This is a genomic window from Microcoleus sp. Pol7_B2 (assembly GCF_036701035.1).
In the GTDB taxonomy this organism is placed as follows: domain Bacteria; phylum Cyanobacteriota; class Cyanobacteriia; order Cyanobacteriales; family Microcoleaceae; genus Microcoleus.
In genome coordinates, this window is record NZ_JAUBQB010000058.1 from 17,513 (window position 1) to 36,099 (window position 18,587).

Consider the following 18,587-nt stretch of genomic DNA (forward strand, 5'->3'; position numbering starts at 1 on the left):
AGCAATCTTGGCGTCGCCCTGCCACAATCCGGCAGGGGTTTAAACCCCTGCTTCAAAGCTAAATTTGTCGGAAGACAATTTAACAAATTATTAGGATAACAACCAATTACCAATTACCAATTATTACTAACTCAGGACTTAGGCAATTGGCACAGGTTGGGCGATTGCGGCAAATAAGGTGCGCCGTGCACACCCTACTCTAATTCCACGAACCGGCGGCTTAACATCAGGTTTTTAACCCTAATTCCATCCTATTTGTAACCTCTATTTTTCTCCGACCAAATGCGGGTTGGTAGTCCCCAAACATAGACAAATCCTTCGGCAGCTTTGTGATCGAATTCGTCCTCTGCGCCGTAGGTTGCTAAGTCGAAACTGTACAGAGAATTGTCAGATTTGCGACCGACAACAGTCGCATTTCCTTTGAACAGTTTGAGCCGCACGGTTCCAGTTACTCGCTTTTGCGTGTCCTGAATAAATGCGTCTAAAGCTGTTTTCAAAGGATTGTACCAAAGACCGTTATAAATCATTTGGCTGTAGGTTTCTTCGATGCCTCGCTTGTACCGCGTCACATCTGCTGTCAGCGTCAAACTTTCTAAGTCTCGGTGCGCGTGCATCAAAACTAAAATCGCTGGTGTTTCGTAAATTTCGCGCGATTTAATCCCGACGAGGCGGTTTTCAATCATGTCAATCCTGCCGACTCCGTGGTTTCCAACTATTTCGTTTAGCTGAGAAATTAAGGCGACTGGTGATAACTCTTTGCCGTTTAAACTGACAGGATTTCCGGAATCGAAACCGATTTCTATGTATTCGGGTGTGTCGGGAGTTTGCTCGATAGCCTTTGTCATCAAATACACCTCTTCCGGCGGTTCCGCCCAAGGATCTTCGAGGATTCCGGCTTCAATTGCCATTCCTAATAAGTTGCGATCGATACTGTAAGGGGAAGACTTTTTCACCGGGGACGGAATGCCGCATTTTTCGCCGTATGCGATGGTTTCCTCGCGGCTCATTTTCCACTCCCGCGCTGGTGCTAAGATTTTAATCTTGGGGTTGAGTGCGCCGATCGACACATCGAACCGTACCTGATCGTTTCCCTTACCTGTACAACCGTGGGCGATCGCATCTGCACCGTATTTTTCCGCAGCTTCTACTAACAATTTAGCAATCAGCGGGCGAGCCAGGGCAGTCGAAAGGGGATAACGGTTTTCGTAAAGTGCGTTAGCTTGAATCGCTGGAAACGCATAGTCTTTGACAAATTCTTCGGTAGCATCAATAACTAAAGATTCCGAAGCACCGGATGCTAAAGCTTTTTTGCGGATCGGTTCTAATTCGTCTCCCTGTCCCAAATCCGCAGCCAGAGTAATTACCTCTTCCACACCCCACTCGTTTTTGAGGTAAGGAATGCAGACGGAGGTATCGACTCCGCCGGAATATGCTAGCACAACTTTTTTAGCGCGACTCATTGCTCTTTACATCCTGAATTTAACTGACATCTTGCACTATTTTCACTAAGCTTTTCAGGGCGGGCAAGATGGCCACCCCACAAAAAAATATCATTTTTGTGGAACAGGCCGGAAAGCCTGTTCTTGAGAATGGTGCAAGATATCCGATTTAACCGACTTTTCATTATGCACCTAATTGAGATCGATTCTTGTCAGAAATAGTACAGATCTATATATTCTTTTTTTGATAAACTTGGCTATTTACCGCGGGAGTTGCTGGGGAAAATCTGCTACCGTGGGATACGGTAACTGTGGCGATGGGGAAAAGCGGTGTTTTTTAGTGTTGTAATTCCGACGTATAATCGTAAACCGATTTTGGCAAAATGTCTACTGGCTTTGGAAAATCAGCAGTTTGGTGAGATTGTCAGAGAGTATGAAGTAATAGTCGTTGACGACGGCTCGACGGACGGGACGCTGGAGTGGTTGGTGGCAAATGCTGACTTGTTGCCTCATGTGCGATCGATCTGTCAATCTCACCAAGGCCCGGCGGCGGCTCGGAATTTGGGCGTTGAAGATGCTAAGGGCGATACAATTATTTTTATTGACAGCGATTTGGTGGTAACAGAGCATTTTTTGCAAGCACACGCCGATGCTTTACTACAGGGTTACAAAGATACTAATGCTGTTTTTACTTACGGCAGCGTGATTAATACTTGCAATTTCGACAATCCTACCTCAGAACCTTACAAAATAACCGATTTTTCGGCGGCTTATTTTGCTACGGGAAATGTGGCGATCGCCCGCGACTGGCTGCTAGATGCTGGACTTTTTGACACTCGGTTTCAACTGTACGGATGGGAAGATTTAGAGTTGGGAGTTAGGTTGAAAAAATTAGGTTTGAAACTGATTAAATGTCCGGCTGCTGTCGGTTATCACTGGCATCCCCCTTTTAGTTTAGAGCAAATTCCGGGCATGATTGACCGAGAAATTCAGCGCGGGAGAATGGGAGTTTTATTTTATCAAAAACACCCAAGTTGGGAAGTACGGATGATGATTCAAATGACTGTTTTGCACCAAGTATTGTGGGGAGTTTTATCATTAGGTGGGATGCTTAACGAGCGAACGATGACTCCTTTTTTGCAGTGGTTGATTGACCAAGGCAAGCCCCAGCTAGCTTTAGAAATTGCTCGGATTTTTTTGAATTGGTATAACGTGAAAGCCGTGTACGCCGCTGGTGGGGAATTGCCGACGGAGACAAAGATACCATAAATCAGCCCGAAAGCGCCCATAAAATATAAGATATTGTTGGAGTTTTTCAGTAGCCATGGGTGTCAACTTAAGCTCATAATTAGTCACGGTATACTGTTTAACAATTATGCCTACACTGCCCTTGCGCTGCTTAAGAAGGGGGATTTAGGGAATTCAAGACTTGGATACAAACCCGCCCAAAAAACAAGAACTTTAGTCTTAAATTGACACCCATGTTCTGCCTGTTTTAATTAACCTTTCCCGTGAGGATATCTACTGAAAAAACACCACACAAAGCCACCCGATCAAGGGAGTCCAAACCGGGTTATAGACCTTGTAAAAGTTTGAGCTTTAATCAAAACTCCTTGCTTAGCTTAGCCTGTGATTTGAGGCATCTAGGCTGTTTTCTCACTCGGCTCCGATAATTTGAGCCACCAACATTTTCAAACGAGCATTACTTTTGATACAATAACAGATAATTTAGGAGTGTGCTATAGAGCCAATAGTTGTGCTGGTTTACCTGAGAGTGTTAGCTACAAGCGGTTAATGACTTTAAAAATATTTTCACATATACAACTTGAATAGTTTGAGGGTCTGCTGTGAATACAACTGACAATAAAAATCCAAGACTAGAAACACTTAGACTTCAAAACACTGTCTTACAAGAAAATATTTTAATGGTGGACGACCATCCAGCAAGCTTGCGACTTTTATCCCAGCTTTTGTCTAAGCGAGGATATAAAGTGCGGCCGACACGAGATGGCAAATTGGCTCTTAACTTTGCTCGGTCGAGTCCACCGGATTTGATTTTGCTGGACATTATGATGCCCGGTATGGATGGCTATCAAGTCTGCGAACAGCTAAAAGCTTGTCCGCAAACCAAAGATATTCCTGTGATTTTTATTAGCTCTTTAAATGAAGTTTTTGATAAAGTCAAAGCTTTTTCGCTAGGGGGGGCAGACTACATTAGTAAACCGTTTCAAATAGAAGAAGTTGTGGCTCGCGTAGAAAATCAACTGCTGCTCAGTCGGCTTTCTAAAGAACTTTTAGCAAAAAATGTGCTGCTAGAAGCTGAAATAGAAGAACGCAAGCGGATCGAAGCACAACTACGAGAAAGCCAGCACTGGCTGTCGGCAGTAATTAAAACGAATCCTAATTTATTGTACCTTTACGATTTGATAGAAGATAAAAGTCTCTATATAAACCGCGAAATTTATAGCGATATTGGCTACACATTTGAAGAAATACAGGAGATGGCAGCCACATTTATTCCTAAGTTAATACACCCTGACGATATCCCTGCATTCTTAGAACAAAGAAAAAAAATTGAGACAGCAAAAGATGGCGAAAGCTTTGATTTTGAATACCGGATACAGCACAAAAATGGTGAATATCGCTGGTTTTTGAGCCGGGAGAGCGTGTTTTCCCGAACCGCGGATGGCAAACCTTGGAAAATTCTGGGAACTGCTGCTGAAATTAGCGCTCGCAAACAAGCAGAACTCGAACTTAAAACAGCTTTAGCTGCTTTGGAACGGCAAATCAAGCAAAGATTTCTGCTAGAAACAATTACTCTCGAAATTCGCTACAGCTTAAAGCCGGATCAAGTTTTTCAAACAGCGGCAGCCCAAATAGGTCGAATTTTTAATGCCGATTGCTGCTTGATTCACACCTACACAGAACACGCAATTCCCCGCCTATCTAATGTGGCTGAGTACAAAAAAACCGCATCCCAATCGCTTTTAGATCTACAAATTCCTGTACATGGGAATCCTCACGTTCAATTTGTATTATCCCAAGATCAAGCTGTAGTTTCTGAGGATGTTTTTGCCGAACCGCTGCTAGAAAATGTCAGAGATTTGTGTTCTCAAATAGGTTTGAAGTCGATGATATCCATCCGCACTTCCTACCAGGGAAAAGCTAACGGAATGATATGTTTGCACCAGTACGATAGCCCCCGCCACTGGACGCAAGATGAGAGGAGATTATTAAAAGCTGTAGCGGCACAAATGGGAATTGCTAGAGCTCAAGCCAATCTTCTCGAACAAGATAAACAACAACGACTTAAACTTCAACAAAGCGAAGCTAGTCTCGCAGCCGCCCAGAAAATTGCTCATATCGGCAGTTGGGAATTTGATTTAGTCACCAATAAAATTACTTGGTCAGAAGAAGTATTCCGCATTTTTGGTCTTGACTCAAGCGCAACTGAACCGAGATCTGCCCAACTTTTAAAGATGTGTCATCCCGACGACAGAGAATTATTTCAACAAACAGTCAGCCTGACTATCTCACAAGGAATTTCTTACAAAAGAGAGTTCCGGTTTTTGCATCCTAGCGCTCAAATTATATACGTTGAAGGAAGGGGAGAAGCTGTTTTTAGCGAAACCGGGGAAGTAATAAAACTGTTGGGAACAGTGATGGATATTAGCGATAGAAAACAAGCAGAAGCAGCTTTGCAAATTAGCGAAGAACGTTTTTATCTGGCATTTGAAGGCAGTGCCATGGGCTTGTGGGATTGGAATCTTGCCACGGGAGAAGTCTATTTTAATCCGCGGTGGAAAATGATGCTGGGGTATGAAGTAGAGGAAATAGCAAATACTTTTGCATCCTGGGAGCAACTGGTACATCCACAGGATTTGTCTCCGGCTAAAGCAGCGCTAAATGCTCACCTGGAAGGCAAAAATCCTACTTACGAAGTGGAATTTAGGATGCTGACCAAATCCGGCGAGTGGAAGTGGATTTTAGCTCAAGCAAAGGTGATGGAACACGATGCTTCGGGAAATCCTTTACGGATGACGGGCACGCATATTGATATTAGCGATCGCAAACAAGCCGAAGCAGATTTGCAATTTAGCGAACAGCGAGAACGAGAAAAAGCGCAACAGTTAGAACAAACCCTGGAAGAACTAAAAAATGCTCAATCCCAGCTCATTCAAGCCGAAAAAATGTCAAGTATCGGGCAAATGGTAGCGGGAGTGGCTCACGAAATTAATAACCCCGTCAACTTCATCTATGGCAATATTATTCCCGCCGCACAGTACGCTCGCGATTTGCTAAAAGTGATCTATTTATACCAGCAACACTATCCCCAGCCAGTTGCCGAAATAGACGAAGAATTGGCAGAAATCGAAGTAGATTTTATCGCTGATGATTTCCCCAAAATCCTGGCTTCAATGCAAGAAGGTGCTAACCGAATTAAGCAGATAGTGCTGTCGTTGCGAAATTTTTCGAGACTCGACGAAACAGCTCGCAAAGTAATAGACATTCATGAAGGGATAGAGAGCACTTTGGTGATTTTGCAGCACCGATTGCAGTCACAGGTAAAACGTGGGGAAATTCAAGTCATTAAAAATTATGCCAAACTGCCAAAAGTCGAGTGTTATCCGGCTCAATTAAACCAGGTATTTATGAATTTGCTGGTGAATGCGATCGACGCTGTGGAAGAGTCATCAGCAAACTGTACTTGCAAAGTTAATCAGATTCGCATTGTTACTGAAGTCAGCAGCGAAAATCAAGTGTGTGTGCGGATTTCTGACAGCGGGCCGGGTATCCGTCCCGAAGTTCAGTCAAGGATGTTTGACCCGTTTTTTACTACAAAACCGATCGGCAGCGGCACTGGTTTGGGGTTATCGATTAGTTACCAAATTGTTAAAGACACCCACGGCGGTAAGTTGGAGTGTCATTCAGAAGTTGGCCGAGGAACAGAATTTGCGATCGAACTGCCGATTTCGCAAAAGTTAAAATTTGAAAGTTAGGATAAGCTGTTAAATCATGTGCGGTAAATTAACCATAATTATTGTAGGGGGCGGTTCACCAACCATCTATAATATAAGCCAAAGATGAGCCTAAACCCGCTCCGACCGTAAGAGTTGGGGCAATTCAACGGAGCTCATATTAATCGTCTCTCAGAGCCTATTTTAGAGTGCGTCATAACCTGAGATTTTCTCCAGTATTTCTTGCCAACGGTCTGCCATTTAGTGTAATCTCATCTTAAACATGATATAATTAAGAGTTAGCCTTTTGAGGCTCCAGAGGTTGGGCTGCTAAAATTAGTAGTGAATATTACAGTTGCTATTATACAAACTCTGTCAACATACGTCTGCTGTAGCGTCTACCAAATTTTAACTGAATTATGACTGACTCAATTCGCTTCCTCATGTGTGCTCCCGACCACTACGATGTGGATTACGTGATTAATCCGTGGATGGAAGGAAATGTGCACAAATCATCGCGCCATCGCGCCGTCGAACAGTGGGAAAAACTTTACCACGTCCTCAAAGACAACGCCGTTGTAGACCTCGTACCGCCCGAAAAAGGCTGGCCGGATATGGTTTTCACCGCCAACGCAGGCTTACTTTTAGGCAATACCTTCGTCCTCAGCCGTTTCTATCACAAAGAACGACAAGGCGAAGAACCCTATTTCAAAGCATGGTTTGAAAGCAAAGGTTTCACCGTGCACGAACTCCCGAAAGACTTGCCGTTTGAGGGCGCTGGCGATGCTTTGCTCGATCGCGAAGGACGCTGGTTGTGGGCCGGATACGGCTTCCGTTCCGAACTCGACTCGCACCCGTTACTAGCAAAATGGCTCAACATTGAAGTGCTTTCGCTGCGTTTAGTTGACGAACGTTTCTATCACCTAGATACCTGTTTTTGTCCTCTGACAGGTGGCTATTTGCTCTACTATCCAGCAGCATTTGACTCCTACTCCAACCGCTTAATCGAAATGCGAGTTGCGCCGGAAAAACGCATTGCTATTGAAGAAGCCGATGCCGCAAATTTTGCCTGTAATGCCGTCAATATTGACAAAGTTGTGGTAATGAACAAGGTTAGCGAAGCCTTAAAATCACGCATTACTAAGGCCGGTTTTCAAGTAATTGAAACGCCGATGAGCGAATTTCTGAAAGCGGGCGGCGCCTGTAAGTGTTTGACGCTACGGGTAACGGAACCGGTGCAAGAAGATCGATCGGCAAATGTGATGGTAGAAAGCCGCACAATTCGCATGGAAGGCCACCTGCTCGATGCCGGTTTAATCAGTCGTGCTTTAGACTTAATTATCGAAAACGGCGGCAGTTTCCAAGTGCTCAATTTCAATTTAGGAGAGCAGCGGCAAAGCACATCATCTGCAGACGTTAAAGTTTCGGCTCCTTCCCACGATGTGATGGAAGAAATCATGGGAATGCTGATTGACTTGGGTGCAGTGCCGCCACCACAAGAGATTTGCGACGCTATTTTAGAACCTGTAGTGCAAGATGGTGTCGGTCCCGACGACTTTTATGTAAGTACAATTTATCCCACAGAAGTGCGGGTAAATGGTCAGTGGGTGAAAGCGCAAAATCAGCGGATGGACGGTGCTGTTGCTATTACTGAGACTGCTGACGGCCCAGTGGCTAAATGCAAATTATTGCGCGATTTAAAAGTAGGAGAAAAAGTGGTTGTTGATGTGGTCGGCATCCGCACCATCCGCAAAACAGAATCGCGGGAACAGCGCAATTCTCAAGAATTCAGCTTTATGTCCGGCAGCGTTTCTAGCGAGCGCCGCGTAGAATTGGTGGTGGAACAAGTAGCCTGGGAATTGCGCCAAATTCGCGATCGCGGTGGCAAAGTTGTAGTTACCGCTGGGCCTGTTGTCATCCACACCGGCGGTGGCGAACATTTAGCGCATTTGATTCGCGAAGGTTACGTACAAGCGTTGTTGGGCGGAAATGCGATCGCAGTTCACGACATGGAACAATCGAATATGGGAACCTCTTTAGGGGTTGACATGAAACGTGGCATAGCTGTGCGTGGCGGACACCGACATCACTTGAAAATAATTAACGCTGTGCGGCGTTACGGGAGTATTGCAAAAGCTGTTGAAGCAGGCCTGGTTACTAACGGTGTGATGTACGAGTGCGTCAAGCATAATATACCGTTTTCTCTTGCTGGTTCGATCCGCGATGACGGGCCACTTCCTGACACGCAAATGGATTTAGTTAAGGCTCAAGAAGAATATACTGAGCTGTTACGCGGTGCGGATATGGTGTTAATGCTGTCCTCTATGCTCCACTCAATTGGTGTCGGAAATATGACGCCGGCTGGTGTGAAGATGGTGTGTGTAGACATTAATCCGGCGGTGGTGACGAAATTGAGCGATCGGGGTTCGATCGAGTCTATTGGAGTTGTTACCGATGTGGGATTGTTCCTAAGTTTGTTAGTTAATCAATTGGATAAATTGACCAGCCGCCATCATGTAACTCAATCTGTTTAGATTTAGCTAGTCTACTCGTTACCAGGCTTTTCCTGGTAACGCAGATGCGGAGGCTCTGCCTCCACTTTTACCTATTTGGTGAATTCGCCCCTTAATCGGCTGCAACTTTGATATTCCAATAAAAAACCTCAGACCCGCAAGCCTGAGGACCGGAGTTCCTGAAAATCGTCACTTCTTACTATTGTCGCCAACCAACACCACAACATACAAGAGGGGTGTAACCCAGCACGGCAGCTTCTGGCAGACAGAGATTGCTTCGTGACTCCGAAGGCGAAAGCAATTTTTAATTCAACACTTCACGAATGCAAAACAATTCTTCTGGCCATTTCTCAGATCGGGGTTGATAATTTTTCTTTAGGATGGGCGTCTGTCCTCGATCGCAATATAAGGAGCACCGTGAGTCCCCGTATATATTTGAGTCGGGCGGTAAATGCGGTTTGCCTCTAGTTGTTCCTTCCAGTGGGCCAGCCAGCCAGCAACGCGGGCGATCGCAAAAACAGGCGTAAACAAGTCGAGCGGAATTCCCATTTTTCGGTAAACCAGACCAGAATAGAAATCTACATTTGCATAAATTCCTTTGTGACCCAATTTCTCCTCAACCACTTCTTCCAACTTGATAGCAATGTCGTAATAATCGTCGTGGCCGAAGTTCTCAAACAACTGTTCCGCTAACCTCTGAAGAATAGTTGCTCTCGGATCTTTCACCTTGTAAACTCGGTGACCGAAGCCCATGATTTTGTCCTTATTTTCAACGCTCTTCTCGACAAAAGCCCGCACATTTTCTATCGAACCAATTTGCTCCAACATATCAATCACTTCTTCATTAGCTCCCCCGTGCAGTGGCCCCGCCAAAGTGCCAACTGCTGAAGCAATCACTCCGTAAGGGTCTGTCAGCGTCGAAGCTGTTACCATTGCCGAAAATGTAGAGGCATTAATTGTATGTTCAGCGTGGAGAGTCAGACAAGTGTCAAAAATGCTAGCTAACAGCGGATCGGGTTCTTGCTCGTTGAGCATATAAAGAAAGTTAGCCGAGTAGTCCAAGTCATCCCTCGGTCGCACCGGGTCATTTCCCCGCCGCATTTGCTGGAACGCTGCTACCATTGTGGGAATCTTAGCTAGGAGCCGCACTACAGCTTCTCGAATGTATGCTGGGTTAGCCAGAGCTCTGCGGGAGTAGAACAAGCCCAAGGCGGCCGCTGAAGCTTGCAGGGCGTCCATGGGATGTCCTCTTTCTGGAAAGCATTTCATCATGTCCCGGATGCGATATTTGATCCGGCGGTGATAGCGAATTTCATGCTCGAAAGCTTCGAGTTCTTCCTTTGTCGGAAGTACCCCCCAGATTAATAAATATGAAGTTTCGAGAAAGGAACTTTTCAATGCCAGTTCCTCGATGCTAATCCCGCGATATTCCAGCAACCCTTTTTGTCCATCGACGTAGCTAATGCTGGACAAGGTGGCGGGAACACCTTCTAAACCTGGTTTGAATTCGCCGACGACCATTGCGATACCGTTTTGTGTGAGTTCAATCTACATAAAAGTACATTACCAGAAACCAAGATAGTGTCGCAGTCTTGACAAATAATCATTTAATTGCGCTTGGGAAACCGAGTTTTTCAACAGACAGCCCGATCGCACCGCTGCATCTTGTCGCCCCTCAAACCCGGTTTCACCGTCGCAGAATGCGGTTTTAAGAGGGCTGGCGCGTCCTGTTAATGTCGGGGCAGTTCGCTGTTTCTAGTGCAGCAAAAACTTGGGCGGAGTTAGCCAAAACATTTGGCTGCGGCCGACTGGGGAGCCGGTTTCCGGGAGGATTAAGCCGATGATACCTGCTTTTTTGAGAATCAGGGCATCTTGCGATCGAGCCCAAAGCAAAGTTTCTGCCCAGTGGCCTAAGTCTGGTTGGTGGCCCACCAGGGCCAAGCTGCGGCTACCTATTTCCTGCCACTGTTTGTACCACTCCAGCCAGTTTCCGATGTCTCCTGAAGGTGCGAGGGTGGCGGATTCTTCTATTTGGGAACTCAAACCGACTGTTTGCAGGATTTTGGCGGTTTGCTGCGCCCGCAGTAGGGGACTGGTGAGAATCAGGTCAAACTGAATTTCGAGTTCGTACAGCCGTTGGGCAATTTTCCTGGTTTTACGATCGCCCTCTTTAGTCAGCGGGCGTTCTGAGTCTGTATCATATTCTTCGGGTGCGGCTGCGATACCGTGCCGGATCAGGTAAATAACCATATATCAATACTTCCAGGCATTGGGTCCCGTTTTTCTAAGATATCTCTAGGATATACCTACCTTTTGCCTATTCTACAACTGCATTGAAATCTGCCGGCATCATCGGGTTTGCGCTTTTGTAGCGATCGCGCCCTTGTCGTTTCGCATCATATAATGCTCGATCGGCGACGGCAACGAGTTCATCCGGTGATATTTCCGCAGTGGGAATAATAGTTGCAATTCCCATGCTCACAGTCACGATCGCGCTCACATCAGATTGCTCGTGAGGAATTGCCAAATGTCGGATTGCCTGACGCATCGACTCAGCAACCGCGATCGCCCCTGCAGCATCCGTACTCGGCAGGATAGCAGCAAATTCTTCGCCCCCATAGCGCACAAACAAATCGGTAGAACGTTTAACCGCGGCTGCTGCGGCTTTGGCTACTTGCACCAAACAAGTATCCCCAGCTTGATGTCCGTAGCAATCGTTATATCGCTTGAAATAATCTACATCCAACATAATCAACGAAAGCTGTTGTTTCCCCTGCATCAGTCGGTACCATTCCGACTGCAATCGCTCATCAAAACAGCGGCGGTTTGCTACTTGTGTTAACCCATCTGTCGTAGCAATTAATCTTTCTTGTTCCGCCCGGTGTCTGAGCATCTCCTCTGCCCGTTTCCGTTCTGTAATATCAGCAAAAGTCGTCACTACTGCATAGGGTTGAGACTGATTGAGATGGAACAGCGGTTGAGAATTAATCGAAATCCAAGTCAGCGTTTTATCTGATTTGTGAATGCCCATCACCACATTCGATCGCCCCTGTCCCGTGCGTAGGGTGAGGATTGCCGGATGCTGTTGGCCCGGGAACGGTTGGCCATCCTCCCGAACGATTCGCCAGTCTAAATCTACGGATGTGCGCCCCATCATTTGCTCGGGGGTCAGTCCGAGAATTCTTTCGGCACTAGCATTACACGCAGTAATTTGTCCGTTTGCTAGCTGGAGTACGACACCTTCTGTCATGCTAGTAATCACAGAACGATACCGTTCCTCGCTTTCCTGTAATTGACTCAGGAGAATGTTTTTGGCATCAAACTCTGAAGCCAGATGCAGGCTGCTTGCCAGAAACCCGGCCATCAGTTGTAAAGTCTGGATATCTGACTCTGTAAAGGCAGAGGGTGTAGCTGAAAGCACTTTTAAGACCCCAACCCGATCGTCCTGATAGAACAAGGGAACAACCACCATTGACCGGAGACCAATGCTCTGACAGGCAGCCAGATTTACCCGTGCATCGGTTTCTGAATCCTCGCAAAGCATGATTTGGCCGGTCTCAATACATTTTCCCGATAAACTTGTCCCTACTTTGAGCCGTAATCCAACATAGGGGGAGACAATACCACTGGCTGCCCGATACACCAATTCATCCCCTTCAACCATTTCAATCACTGCTCCATCGGCGCTGGTCAAATCTTGAGTCCTCTCTGCAATCACAGCCATGACTGCATCGAGATTGGGATTGCGGATGGCGATTTCCTGTTGGGTAGCAATCACTATACCCAGACGCTGGAACTCTTGTTCTAATGCTGCTTCTGCTTGCTTGCGATCGGTGATATCCTTCATAAAGCAGTGATGCCCTATCAATCGCTCCTGCGAGTCGTAGGCCGCCAACATCACCACCTGCTTGTAAAAGATCGAGCCATCTTTCCGCATACCCCGGGCCTCAACCTCCACTCGGCCCTCGGCTAGCATTTTTTGATAAGTCGCCATCATCCTGTCGCAGTCTTCGGGATGAACTGTTTTCTGCCAATTCATACCAACCATTTCTTCAGGCTGATAACCTGCTATATTCGCGTAGGCTTGATTAACGTTGATGTACCGTCCGAAAATATCCAGCCGCGAGATGCCCTCAACGGCATTAGCAAGAGCTGTACTTAATTCTCTGAGTTCTGTTTCTGTCTGGACAAGATCCGTAATGTCTTGGGATGTACCAAACAACCGAATGACTTTTCCCTCTGCATTGAGTTGAACCTGTCCTCTGGCTTCGGTATGGCGGATAGAACCATTCGGGCCCACGATTCTGAGGCGCAATAGATAAGGCTGCCCGTGAGTGAGCGCTCGTTGAACTACCAGGTGTAGCTGTTTGGCACTTTCGGGATGGTAAAGCTGCAGGTTTTCTTCATAGGTAGGTTCGCCTAGGGCGCTGGATCGTCCCACAATCTCAAAGAGTTCGGGAGACCAGGTAATTTTACCCGTAAGTACGTCCCATTCCCAGTTACCGATCTGGGCAACCCGCTGGGCTTCTGACAACCGGGTTTCACTCTTTTGCAGGGCTGTTGCTGTCTGCTGGCGGTCGGTAATGTCCTTTTCATTCACGAGCAACATCGGGTTGCCGGTTACCGGGTCGTCGGTACACCGCACGTCCATCCTATGCCAGCGAATTCCCGCCAGAGTAATCACTTGAGCCTCCGTGCTAAATACCTCACCGGACTTAAGAACTGCCATTGCTCGCTCTCCTAGCTGAGAGTCAACAAAGCGACTCACAAAAGCATTATCTGTCGCAGAGCCAGGGTGCAGCGCCTCCCCGTAACAGCGCAAGGCCGCCGGGTTTTGCAGCAGCGGCACACCTTCGAGGGTGTACAGCGAAACCATCAGCGTGGTGTGTCGGATTGCCTCGATCGATCGCAGGGTTTCTGGTTCGATTTGATGAGCGGTTTCGACCTTACCCTCGACCAGGATTGCCAAACGCCCGCCATCAATCCTGATGCCACAGCACCGACAGCCGACAGAAACAGGCTCACCGCCCGGGTAAAACGTCCACTGCTCGGACAAAGTTTGGCCTTGCTCAAACTGCTGCAGATAGCTCTGCAAGCGAACCCGAGTACACTCTGACAACATATCCCTAAAGTTGTGGCTCGCGAGTTGCTGCCGCGTCGAAGCATTCCACAGGTACAAGGAAGCTTGATTTGTCCACCGGATTTGCCAATCCTCAATATCAAATATCCAGATCGGGTTTTGCAACAAGTCAAAGGCTTTGAGGTGGACAATATCGCCGCTCAGGGAACAGGCAAACTCTGGTTGTAGACAATTTTGATGATTGATTCTGGGCGCGCTTTCTGTATGGGGATCAGTTTGATTCGGTTCTGTTTCGAGTTCCGGCGGTTGATTTGGCCCGAACACTGGGCGGTGAAATCCCAAGTGCCGCATCCTCAACCCGATGTGCATTGCAACCTGTTGCAGGATCTGAACGTCGAGAGGTTCCCACTGACGCGGACTTCGGCAGTGATGAGCAATCAACAGTCCCCAAAGCTTCCGAGATTGCTGCTGTTTGCCATCTAGCAAGATTGGCGCAACTAAATTTGCGTGAACTTGGAGGCGATCGAGCAATTCGACATCACAAGCTTGAAGAGAACCGCTGTGAGTATCAGAAATGCTGTTCGTTTGTCCCTGGCTGTAACGCTCTACCCAGGTAGCTTCACAGCAAGGAGCATAAATCTGTTTTCCTAGGATTCGCAACCACTGGGCATCAACGGATTCCGCAAATACTACGCCATCTCTATGGGATAGGAAGCGATAAATAATTACGCGATCTGTTTGCAGCAGCACCCTGGTTTCTTCTAGCGCACATTGCAAAATTGTCTCCCGATCGCCGACCTCGTTGATTTGAAGTGCAATTTCTGAAATTTTTTCTAGAATTTTCTCTAACGAGCTAGAGAAAGTCTGTTTTGTAGACATCTCCGTGTTCCTTTTTCTGTTAAGCTATTTTCTAGTATTCTACCTCGCAACAAATAAATATAATAATTTGTTTTTTCTCGTATAAATCCCTGGCTTAGGTTAGGAATAAAACCCAATATATAGGTTGTAATCCAGACTTTTTTGAAAAAACGCAATTCCTGATTTTATGTTATTTAATCAATAGTTTAGGTGTTTCGGTATCTATTTTGCTTGTTCTCAATCGTTTTTTTGCTGATTCTTATCTAAAATATCCTGCACCCACTCTAATAAATTATGATTGATTTAGCGAATTTATAAGGAAATATAAAAAAATTAACCCTGTAAAAGAGTTATAATTTAAGAATTATGTTGTGAAGTTTAGTAAACTAAAGCAAACTAAATTTTTCCCCATACCTGGCTTTTTTACGAATATACTTCGTTGCATCCCTTGACAATAGTTAAAATACCCGGTTTCTTGGGTGTGTATTTTTGGGTCAGGGGAGAAAATTTATTACTGTTAGTCCTGGAGGGATAAACCGGGTTTTTCAACCCCTTTACTTCGTTCAAACTGACATCTTGCACCATTTTCAATAAGCTTTTTATGCGCGGGTTTTCCTGCCCAACCCCTACTCCCCACAAGAAAATTTAATTTTTGTGGAACAGGCCGGAAAGCCTGTTCATGACAGAGGTGGACTGGGCGTGAGTTCAAACCCTCAATAAGAGTTAAAAAACCCGGTTGATGAGAGTTGGAGTGCGGGCAGGACTGATTGCCAAGTTAAGATTTTGCTCGGAATGATAAAAAAATACGGCAAAACCTGGTAGCAACCGGAGGTCGAAAAGCGATCGCTTTCCCAGACGGTTGCTGGAATCAACACCGCACCTAGAAACTCCCGAGTTAATGGTCGTAAACAGGATTATCTTTAGGACTAATTAAATTAAGCAATTTTTGCTTAATCTGAGCATCAAATACTTCCCATTTTAGCCTTGCATAATCGCTCTTCTCATTCCCACCAGAAAGAAATCCCACCGGAATTTCAAAACCTCCTGCTTGACTTCTGCCGCCACCAAAAAAGCGTCCTTGAGCATCTTGACCGAAGGCTTCTTTAATGAATTCGTCGGGGTCGAGAGTAAGTTTATTAGTTCGCAGCGAGCCAATTACTACTTCAATTTCTTCGTCTTTGTCGTGAACAATTGCGTAGACAACGGCTGTGTGTACGTTCTCTTCTGTTACTAAAAAGTCCGCCGCTTGGGGAATAGAATCGCGATCGTCATAGCGGAGGTAGCCGATGCCGGCAATCGAAAAATTGTTCTGGACCGTGCGGTGTTTGAGCGATCGCTCGATCGCATCCATCACCCACTTAGAACGAGACGACTGCAACACCGCATTCAGCAACTGCGGGTCGTAAAACCGACTCAAATAAGCCGCAGCTAAAAAGTCTTCCTCCTGAGCTTGTCTGAGGGCGATCGTATCCGATCGTAAACCGTGCATCAAAGCTGTAGCACATTTGATATGCAGACTGACGCTGGCATCGAGAGTTAGAAGTCCAGCCTGTAAATACTCGGCAAAAATCGTGGCTGTAGCGCGGATTTGAGGGCGCAAATCGATAAATTCTGCGTTCATTTCCCCCTGCAAATTGTGATGGTCGATGACGGCGGCGATCGGAACTCCAGCGGCTAAAATAAACTCGGTTAAGCTACAAGTCGTCCCTTGGTTGTCGATGAAAGCGCAGCCCTGAAACACCGACAAATCCTTAGTTTTTACTGTTTCCAGCGTCCACCGCTGCAACGGCAACCCTGTCAATTTAACTAAGGCAATATTTTCTTGGTGGCTGAGGGCGCCGGCGTAGATAATCTCGCAGAGGATATCGTATTGTTCGGCGATTAATTTGTAGGTCCAAGCGCTGGAAAGTGCGTCGGGATCTGGAAAATCTTGCAGCAAGATTAACTGGCGAGTGCCTTTGTGCCGATCGAACATTTGGCGCAATTGCTCGACTTTGCGATCGTGCAATTCCTCGCGGAGACGGCCGCGATTCTCTTCAGAAGCAACTTCGGCTTTGCTGCGCCGTTTCCCAGGCGCACTCACTCCGGGTACAGCCTCGCTGCTGGCCTCAAGTTCACCTTCGCGGTTGCCGGATGTTTCATCGGAATTGTTAGGGAGATGGTCTTTCATCGTTGAAAATTAACAATTTAACTATTTCAGGATTTGCACGACATTCGATCTTAAACCCGGCTTCTTTGTAGATGCCTGTTTGTCAAAGCCCATACTTTTTACGACAAACCTGATTTAAGAGCGTAAATTTTCTGTTTACTTTTTTAAATCATGCAGAGAGTGTGTGTTGCCAGGAACCAAGCAATCTCATAACTAATAACTCCCGCAAAAAACCCCCGCGCTTGCGCTGACAGGGGTTTTAAAGGCCTATTACATATTTTTGCCATTCTTTGTGCATACCGCTCTTAACGTGTTTAGTGACTTCAAAATAAAGACCGCTGTGAGGTTTCCTAGGCGGATAGCGCAGCGACATTCCCGCTTCTTTCGGCGTGCGGCTGCCTTTATTGACATTGCAGCGCACGCAAGCGGTGACGAGGTTTTCCCAACTGTCCCCTCCCCCGCGCGATCGGGGAATTACATGATCGAGGGTTAAATCGTCCCCCGTATAACTACAGTATTGACAAGAGTGTGCATCCCGGTGCAAGATGTTCCGGCGGGTCAGCGGAATATCCTTATAGGGAACTCGGACATAATGCCGCAGTCGGATCACAGTTGGTAGCGGGAAGTTTGGCGCAATAAATTTCCCGTTGTGTTCTACCTGTTCTGCTTTTCCTTTCAGCAACAAAACTACCGCCCTTCGCCAATTGGTGATGTTAAGGGGTTCGTAGGAGGCGTTCAGCACCAGAACATTGCCCATTGTTGATTATTAAAGAGAATATTTTTTTCGATGTTAACACAGGTTCCACTTTAGGTGGGACGGCATCAAGAACAGCGAGGCTCAGCAAAAAACGCTGAAAAAGCACTCCTTTACCCTATACCTTGGCGCCTGCGCCCCCTAGGGCTGCATCTATTTTCTGCCTTTGGTGTTGGTCAGCGAGCTTTTTTCCCGGAGTTTTGGCTTAGATGAGGTCAGTGTGTGCGATGATCGCCAAAATTTGCAGAATCAATTTTATTTTTTTCTCTAAATGCCTAATCTTCCCGGCAACAAACAGTTTAACTTTTTAGACTATTAGTAACCTTAAATGAAAAAGCTTACTACTGCTCATGAAATTTCGGCTCTTAAAGTCAGGTTTTAGCGCGTCAATTATTGCCCTTGCTGCTCAGATTTTAGCAAACAGTCCAGCCTTTGCCCAAACGCCTTCATTCTTCTGCGGTGCTGCTGGCGGCCGCCCCGCTACAATTGCTGTCCAACAAGGCAAAAATATTCCCGTTATTTTGTGGCTAGCTGATAACTATTTCAATGAATCAGGAGAAGATGCGATTACTCGATGTACCAGAGTCTCAGGAATTCTCAACAACTCGCAACCCCAAGGAAGCTGGGATAATATTGTCACAGCAGGTGCATCGTCCACCGGTCAACTAATTATTTGTGCAGCTAATCCTCAAGACGGTTCCTGTAGATTATTATATCAAGTACCCAAAGGGCAAAATCCCGAACAAGCCCGACAAGAACTCTTAAAAAGAGTCACAAGTCCTAATGTAAGTGTTTCGCCTGTTAAAGTAAATTGATAGTAATAACTCATTAGCTAC

General features: G+C 46.3%; 10 protein-coding genes. 4 read left to right on the forward strand and 6 right to left on the reverse strand.

Annotated elements, in window-relative coordinates:
* Nucleotides 1-251: 251 nt before the first annotated feature.
* A complete protein-coding gene (locus tag QUA57_RS20105) occupies nucleotides 252-1,460 on the reverse strand; it encodes an argininosuccinate synthase (protein WP_333063259.1) in 1,209 nt (402 codons plus the stop codon).
* 309 nt (nucleotides 1,461-1,769) lie between these two features.
* Between QUA57_RS20105 and QUA57_RS20110 the strand changes: the two genes are divergently transcribed.
* The 3 genes from QUA57_RS20110 (at nucleotide 1,770) to argZ (ending at nucleotide 8,931) form a co-directional block, all read left to right on the forward strand.
* Nucleotides 1,770-2,708: a glycosyltransferase family A protein gene (locus tag QUA57_RS20110; protein ID WP_333063261.1), complete on the forward strand. Its 939-nt coding sequence runs from the start codon at nucleotides 1,770-1,772 to the stop codon at nucleotides 2,706-2,708.
* Between the two features lie 578 nt (nucleotides 2,709-3,286).
* Complete coding sequence (locus QUA57_RS20115) at nucleotides 3,287-6,439, forward strand: PAS domain-containing protein (RefSeq protein WP_333063262.1); 3,153 nt, start codon at nucleotides 3,287-3,289, stop codon at nucleotides 6,437-6,439.
* A gap of 377 nt (nucleotides 6,440-6,816) precedes the next feature.
* Nucleotides 6,817-8,931, forward strand: coding sequence for a bifunctional arginine dihydrolase/ornithine cyclodeaminase (gene argZ, locus QUA57_RS20120; protein WP_333063263.1), 2,115 nt, complete (start codon nucleotides 6,817-6,819; stop codon nucleotides 8,929-8,931).
* A 354-nt stretch (nucleotides 8,932-9,285) separates the two neighbouring features.
* Here the strand turns inward: argZ and QUA57_RS20125 are convergent, their stop codons facing one another.
* The 5 genes from QUA57_RS20125 to QUA57_RS20145 form a co-directional block, all read right to left on the reverse strand.
* Nucleotides 9,286-10,431 carry a citrate synthase gene (locus QUA57_RS20125; protein ID WP_333041677.1) on the reverse strand — a complete coding sequence of 382 codons (1,146 nt, stop codon included), beginning with the start codon at nucleotides 10,429-10,431 and terminating at the stop codon, nucleotides 9,286-9,288.
* 234 nt (nucleotides 10,432-10,665) lie between these two features.
* A complete protein-coding gene (gene sixA / locus QUA57_RS20130; protein ID WP_333063265.1) occupies nucleotides 10,666-11,160 on the reverse strand; it encodes a phosphohistidine phosphatase SixA in 495 nt (164 codons plus the stop codon).
* Nucleotides 11,161-11,227: 67 nt separating this feature from the next.
* Entirely contained in the window at nucleotides 11,228-14,869 is a 3,642-nt protein-coding gene (locus QUA57_RS20135) for a diguanylate cyclase domain-containing protein (RefSeq protein WP_333063266.1), read from the reverse strand.
* Nucleotides 14,870-15,743: 874 nt separating this feature from the next.
* The gene (locus QUA57_RS20140) at nucleotides 15,744-17,018 is read right to left on the reverse strand and encodes a bifunctional oligoribonuclease/PAP phosphatase NrnA (protein WP_333063268.1); all 1,275 of its coding nucleotides are present in this window, start codon (nucleotides 17,016-17,018) and stop codon (nucleotides 15,744-15,746) included.
* A gap of 238 nt (nucleotides 17,019-17,256) precedes the next feature.
* Nucleotides 17,257-17,754 carry an HNH endonuclease gene (locus QUA57_RS20145; protein WP_006633674.1) on the reverse strand — a complete coding sequence of 166 codons (498 nt, stop codon included), beginning with the start codon at nucleotides 17,752-17,754 and terminating at the stop codon, nucleotides 17,257-17,259.
* 347 nt (nucleotides 17,755-18,101) lie between these two features.
* Between QUA57_RS20145 and QUA57_RS20150 the strand changes: the two genes are divergently transcribed.
* Nucleotides 18,102-18,566, forward strand: coding sequence for a COP23 domain-containing protein (locus tag QUA57_RS20150; protein WP_333063270.1), 465 nt, complete (start codon nucleotides 18,102-18,104; stop codon nucleotides 18,564-18,566).
* Nucleotides 18,567-18,587 lie beyond the last annotated feature (21 nt).

Bases quoted from the DNA above. Each gene is read 5' to 3' on its own strand.
- QUA57_RS20105 (WP_333063259.1), bottom strand. From the start codon at position 1,460: ATGAGTCGCGCTAAAAAAGTTGTGCTAGCATATTCCGGCGGAGTCGAT.
- argZ (WP_333063263.1), top strand. From the start codon at position 6,817: ATGACTGACTCAATTCGCTTCCTCATGTGTGCTCCCGACCACTACGAT.
- QUA57_RS20125 (WP_333041677.1), bottom strand. From the start codon at position 10,431: ATGGTCGTCGGCGAATTCAAACCAGGTTTAGAAGGTGTTCCCGCCACC.
- sixA (WP_333063265.1), bottom strand. From the start codon at position 11,160: ATGGTTATTTACCTGATCCGGCACGGTATCGCAGCCGCACCCGAAGAA.
- QUA57_RS20135 (WP_333063266.1), bottom strand. From the start codon at position 14,869: ATGTCTACAAAACAGACTTTCTCTAGCTCGTTAGAGAAAATTCTAGAA.
- QUA57_RS20140 (WP_333063268.1), bottom strand. From the start codon at position 17,018: ATGAAAGACCATCTCCCTAACAATTCCGATGAAACATCCGGCAACCGC.
- QUA57_RS20145 (WP_006633674.1), bottom strand. From the start codon at position 17,754: ATGGGCAATGTTCTGGTGCTGAACGCCTCCTACGAACCCCTTAACATC.
- QUA57_RS20150 (WP_333063270.1), top strand. From the start codon at position 18,102: ATGAAATTTCGGCTCTTAAAGTCAGGTTTTAGCGCGTCAATTATTGCC.